Source organism: uncultured Phenylobacterium sp. (assembly GCF_902826855.1).
GTDB lineage: Bacteria > Pseudomonadota > Alphaproteobacteria > Caulobacterales > Caulobacteraceae > Phenylobacterium.
Genome location: NZ_CADEGK010000064.1, coordinates 1 through 5,487, shown reverse-complemented (window position 1 = coordinate 5,487; position 5,487 = coordinate 1). Strand labels below are relative to the sequence as shown.

General features: G+C 67.1%; 6 protein-coding genes and 1 pseudogene. All 7 read right to left on the bottom strand.

The window, feature by feature from the left end; all coding sequences use genetic code 11:
- Window positions 1-103: 103 nt before the first annotated feature.
- Window positions 104-1,471, bottom strand: coding sequence for a transporter (locus QZV94_RS10735; RefSeq protein ID WP_293677847.1), 1,368 nt, complete (start codon window positions 1,469-1,471; stop codon window positions 104-106).
- 37 nt (window positions 1,472-1,508) lie between these two features.
- The gene (locus QZV94_RS10730; protein WP_293677845.1) at window positions 1,509-1,922 is read right to left on the bottom strand and encodes a hypothetical protein; all 414 of its coding nucleotides are present in this window, start codon (window positions 1,920-1,922) and stop codon (window positions 1,509-1,511) included.
- A gap of 29 nt (window positions 1,923-1,951) precedes the next feature.
- Window positions 1,952-2,656, bottom strand: a complete 705-nt coding sequence (locus QZV94_RS10725) for a C39 family peptidase (protein ID WP_293677844.1) — start codon at window positions 2,654-2,656, stop codon at window positions 1,952-1,954.
- A complete protein-coding gene (locus QZV94_RS10720) occupies window positions 2,653-2,991 on the bottom strand; it encodes a hypothetical protein (protein WP_293677843.1) in 339 nt (112 codons plus the stop codon). Before QZV94_RS10720 ends, QZV94_RS10725 begins: the two co-directional genes overlap by 4 nt.
- 75 nt (window positions 2,992-3,066) lie before the next feature.
- Complete coding sequence (locus QZV94_RS10715) at window positions 3,067-3,987, bottom strand: hypothetical protein (protein WP_293677842.1); 921 nt, start codon at window positions 3,985-3,987, stop codon at window positions 3,067-3,069.
- Window positions 3,988-4,239: 252 nt separating this feature from the next.
- Complete coding sequence (locus QZV94_RS10710; RefSeq protein ID WP_293677841.1) at window positions 4,240-4,974, bottom strand: Crp/Fnr family transcriptional regulator; 735 nt, start codon at window positions 4,972-4,974, stop codon at window positions 4,240-4,242.
- 78 nt (window positions 4,975-5,052) lie between these two features.
- A pseudogene (locus tag QZV94_RS10705) lies at window positions 5,053-5,487 on the bottom strand (hypothetical protein); the annotation flags it as partial.

Genomic DNA, 5,487 nt, shown 5'->3' with positions numbered 1-5,487 from the left:
CGCCCATGAAGCGCGTCATCGAAGGGCTTTGACGGACGCCGCGGCGGACCCCCTGCCCGCGCAAGAGATTCGGCCTGAGAGGCTCAAGAGCGGCTCCCTCGCATCAACGCCGGGAGCCGTTCCTGCGCACCTGCCAGTCGAAGCGGTAGCTGCGGCGAACGCCGACCCGCAGATCGGGCGCGTCCGCGGTGACGCCCGAGCCGATCGTGACCTGCCACAGATTTCCGGACTGCAGCCGATAGGTGGCGCCGAACAGCATCGTGCCGAGCTGCAGCGTTTGTGAGCCGGTCACGCGCGCACCGTTCTGCTCCGTCGGCCGTACCATGCTGTGATCGTAGCTGATGCTGAGCGAAAGCTTGTCGTTCAGCGAGAGCCCAAGACCAACGCTTGCCCCGAACTGGTCTCCAGGCGCTATGAGGCCGAAACCCTCCCCTTTGTCGCGCTTGAAGGTGTGTTGGTAGGTGAGGTTCGCGAAAAGCACGGCCGGATCGCTGGGCCATAGAAGCGAGACGCTGGGCTGGACCGAGTAGAAGCCGGTTCCCGTCGGCAATTCGAGTTCGGCCCCGGTCCGCTGGTCGCGCGGGACCCCGAAGGGGGAAACCCCGGTCGGAAAACGGCCGCGCAGGTGACCGACAACGAACGGCCGGCTCGCGTTGCCGCTGAGCAGCTGCATATGAATGGCGGCCTCGACGTCGCCGAACGCGGCTCCGTCGCTGGGCACTTCGACATCGCCGTTCGCGGCCTCGCCCACCGGGCGCAGCGCCACTGTGTCGCTGCGATAGATGTAGGGCACGCGGATTTCCGCCTCGAGCCCGCGCATCAGCCCGACGCGACCGGTGACGCTGGCGACGATGGTGTCGCGGTTGGCGTCGGTCACCACGATGTCGCCGAGGAGCACGCCTGGCAGGACACTGAACCCGACCACCTCCGCGCGGGTGACGTCGGAGCGTATGTAGTCGACCATCGGCTCGATACTGAAGGACCCGGGCGGCAGCAGAACGCCGCCGCGATCGGGCGCGGCGGCCAGCTCCGGGAGGGCCCGCTCCGCCTTGGGGCGCTCGCCCACCGCCTCCGGAGGCGGCGCGGCCGTCGTCTGTACGGGGCCTGGCTCCTGGCCACGTCCGCGGGCCATGGCGAGCGCGGCCAGCTCGGTGGGGACGGCATCGGACCCGGCCGCAGCCAACGCGCTGCGCAGGAGCATGTTGGCCTCATCAATCCCGCCCCTCAGAACTCGTCCGTGGGCTTCGAGCTCCGTCATTTCCGCGCGCAGCGCCTGCTGGCGCGCGTCCAGGGCCGCCGCGGCCTGAATGAGGTCCGCCTGGCGCTGCAGGGCCTGGGTGATCGCCGCCTTCGCCTCGTCATCCCGAGGCCCGAGGTCGGTCCCGCCAAGAGCTGGCGCCGCCGCCATCGCGACGAGCAGCGCCGCGGCAATCGCGCCTGCGGATGCGATGTTGTGGGTCTTCGGTATCAAGGCTCTGTTCTCCCCCCGTACGCGTTGTCGCTGAATCTCAGAAGCTGCCGACCGTCGACGCGAAGCTCTGCAGGGCGCTGCGGCTGATCATCTGCCGAGCGACATCGGCCCCGGAGACATCGATACGGATATCGTTGATCAGCTGGATCTGGGCCCCATCGCGGCTGTTGCGGAGCGCGATCACGGCGCCGGCGAGGCCTCGCACCACCTCGATATCGACCCCGTGCGCATCGCTCCACCGCTGCAGCCCGCCGGCTTCCAGCGTGGGCAGATCGATCGACCGGCCGTCGACGGACAGGGTGGACGTGAACCTGATATCGACCACCGCGCCGGAGGGCAGCGCAAAGCCGCCGCGGGCCTCGGCCAGCTCTTCCTTGAGCGCCGGCGACGCACCGTCGAAGAGATCCCCCGCCCGCGAGGAGGCAGGCTGAACCGCGGCGGCGACCAACACGGCCATGAGCATCCAAGACCGAGACATCGTCAAAACTCCCCGGGGCCACGGCCGAGCCAGGTGGCGGTCATCAGCGCCTCGCGCGTGGCCAGATTGTCGAACCGTGCGCGGGGCAGCGCCGTCCAACTCGATGTTTCGTTGAACCGGCTGCGGCCGATCGCGGCCTTTCCTTCGATGACGAAGAGCAGCCGATTTCGCCAGATCGCCTCGAAGGCGGGCCGATCGTAGCGCTTCAGGCCGACCGCCGGGTCGGCGACGAGGACTTCGCGATCTGTCAGCCCCTTGATCACGACGAAGTGCCGGTAGCCGTTGGGCTCGATCAGGACGATGGCCGGCACTCCGACCTTCTGCAGCCGGTCCAGCGACTCTCGATAGGCGTTCGAGGTCAGGCCGTTCTTGGCGAGATACTGCTGCATCTCGAGCAGCGAGAACCCGCGCCTGCGGATCTCATTCTGGTCGCCCGCGGCAAACATCGCCTGGAACGCAGCGACTTCGTCCGTGGGCATTTCGTAGTGGTAAGTCAGCAGCGTCGCGAGCGCCGCGGAGCCGCAGCTGAAGTCGTACCGCTGGCGCACGACTCCCGTGAAGCGCTGATCGATCATACTGCGGACAGGGATGCCGAACTGACCGACAGGGGTGCGCACCGGCACCTCGGCGGACCGTGCGCCCGCGGCGCCAAGCGTCATCGTCATCGCCATCGTGGCCGACACCAGGAGGGCGCGGGCGCGGGTCATGGCGTCACGTTGATCCAGACGTTCGTCTGCACGACGACGGACGCGTTGTTGCCGGCGTTCTGAACCACCGTGAACACGCCGGACGCGCCGTTGAACGACCCATCAATGGTGTTCTGCTGGGTGACGTCGGCCGGGCCCTGGAACACGACCTGGTTGCCGGAGACCAGCGACACCGGGATGAGCCCACCACGGCCGCGCACCTCGACGAGCGCCTCGGCGGGCCGAGGCGCGGCCTCCGCTCCGAAGAGCGAAACCGCCGCTGCAATTGGGGGCTCTGCGGGCTCGGCGACGGGCGCCGAGGACACAACCGCCGCCGCCGCGAAAGCGGCTGCCATTCCGTTGAACATCTCGCACCTGTGAGAAGGCGCCGGCGACCGCCCGACAGGACGGCCGCCGGCCATTGCCGACGACTACGATCCCGAGGGGGAGATCGGGGTGATCGCCGAGGACGTGAAGTTCGCGATGAACCCGACGGACGTTCCGGCGGTGACGATCGAGTTGTTGCCGGCGTTCTGGGCGATGGACACCTGGCCGGTCGAGTTCACGTTGGTCAGGCTCGCGAGCTGGGTGAGCTCGTTCGCCCCCTCCGTCGCGGCGAACACCAGCACGTTCGAGGTCACCGAACCGAGCACATCGTTCGAGCTGACGAGCGAGGACTCGTCGAACCCGACGTCGTTGCCGGTTCCGCTGCCGACCGTGTGGGCGATGTGCACCGTATTCTTGCCACCACCCGAGCCGCTCGCCGTGCCGTCGTCGACCGCCACCTGGTTGTCGGAAGCCTCCTGCTCGAGGCTGGTCACCAAGTGGCTGCTGCCGTCCGCGCCCACCGTCTCATCCACAGCGAAGTTGCTGAGGATGCCGCCTTCCAGCACGGTCTGGGGGTTATCTGAACCCTGGTTGGCGACGAAGTTCACCGCCGAGCCGGCGTTCACGACAGCATGCTGGCCTGAGTTCAGCGAAATCGAGGCCTGGCCGACGCTCGAGAACGCGTCGATGGTGGATTCCTGCGAGATCGTATTCGACGCCCCGACGAAGCTGGTCGTGTTCTGATTGACGGTCCCCGTCAGCGCGTTCCGGCTAGCGGTCGTGCTCTTGTACAGGCCCGTGTCGTTGCCCGGACCGGAGCCGACCGTCCAGGCGATATGCTCGCTGTCCGAGCCGCCGCCGTCGGCGGTCGCCTCACCCTGGCCGGCGGCCTTCGGGGCTTCGATCGCCGGCGGTTCGCCAGGCGTTTCCGTGGGGGTGTTACCGCCGGTTTCCTGGGCCACCGTGGCGCCTGCCAGCAGGCCGCTCGCCATGACTGTGCAAAGCAGAATTTGCCTGAGCTTCATAGCTTATCCTTTCCATTTCGGATGTTCGCGAGATTGTTCTCGCTATCAGTCCGCACAGGAAGGGATAGTGGAAGCTGATATGCTTAACTTGACCGCAATCATGTTTGCTAACTATTTATCGGGCCGGGTTTCGGACCAACGGGTTGCCCGCGAACAAGGCCGCGCCGGCTGCTATCTGCAGTAGTACTCACAATCCGTGATAGCCCAAATGGGCCGTTCGCCTGGCTTCTGCGAACCTGCGCACGACGAAGGTCAGGCGGCGGCGGGGCGCTGTTCAAACGGCTGGGGAAGAGACTTGAGGGCCGGAATGCGGACTGTGAAGGCCCGCGGGCCTCGAAAGGCGACGATGCCCTGCTCTTGCAGGGTCTTGATCACGCGGCTCAGGGTTTCGGGCGCGAGGGCCAGGAAGTCACCGATGTCGCGACGGTTCATGGGCAGCGGGACCGAAGCGCCGATTCCCGAGCGCCGATCCGCCAACCCACTCAGGAACCAAAGCACGCGTTCCCGCGCCGGCAGGTGCGTGACGTGTTCCACTTGATGCGCGAGCGCGTTGAACTGAGTATTGATGGTCCGTATGAGCTCGAAGGTAAGTTCAGTCGACTGCGTCGACAGTTGCAGGACGGAATCCAAGGCGTACCGTGTGAGCTCGACGTCGCCGATGGCTCCGGCCGACGATGTACGCTCATCGACACACAACCCGAACAGATCGCCGGGAAAGAGGAACCCCACGATCTGGCGGTGTCCGTCGGCGCCATTGATCTGAAGGCGCACGCAGCCGCTGACAACGCGAAAGACCGCCGAGGAGGGCTCGCCCTCGTCGAAGATGATCTGACCCTTCTTGTAGCGCACGAGCCGTTGGCGCGCTCCGCTCAGCAACGATGCAAGATCGCTCATCCATCCCTCCTTGCCGCGCTGCCCCGGTGAGGGATGCGCGCCTTGCACCCACAACTGGCCCCAATTTTCGCCTGGCGCCTTGATTTCGCGCAATCCGGCGAACCTCCACGCTGGGGGCCCGGCTGAGGGCGTTGGCAATCGGGGTGACGAAGGACGAGCCGCTCGTGTAGCTCACGTCAACGAGCACCCGAGGCTCAGGCGCATTCCCTTGAGGTATCCTCTTCGCACCGAGGCGGCCAGGAAGGCGGCGGCCCGCTTCCGTTCCGCCCGCTTGGCGCCGGTGACGAGCCGAACGGCGCCGCGGTAGGGGATCAGAACCTGAACGGCGTCGGTGACCCACTGCGAGCCATCGTTGACTGCGTCTCCAGCATCGACATCCGGTCCGAGGGCCTGGTCCAACGTCTCGATCTGGCGCTCGATCTCGTCGCAGGTCGCAGGCTGCGGGGTCTCGTAGGGGGCCTTAGCGACTCGCGCCAGGACCTCTGGCGTTCCAGCGCCGACCCCGCACTGAGGTTCCGCCGCGCCAGGTCCGGCTCGCGGCGCGGGGCAGCCGCCGGCGTGACGCACCCGCGGTAGCCACACGGCGCCACCGCCCCGCGACGCCCC

Excerpts from the sequence above, each read along its gene's own strand:
- QZV94_RS10725 (WP_293677844.1), bottom strand. The coding sequence starts at position 2,656 with ATGACCCGCGCCCGCGCCCTCCTGGTGTCGGCCACGATGGCGATGACG.
- QZV94_RS10715 (WP_293677842.1), bottom strand. The coding sequence starts at position 3,987 with ATGAAGCTCAGGCAAATTCTGCTTTGCACAGTCATGGCGAGCGGCCTG.
- QZV94_RS10720 (WP_293677843.1), bottom strand. The coding sequence starts at position 2,991 with ATGGCAGCCGCTTTCGCGGCGGCGGCGGTTGTGTCCTCGGCGCCCGTC.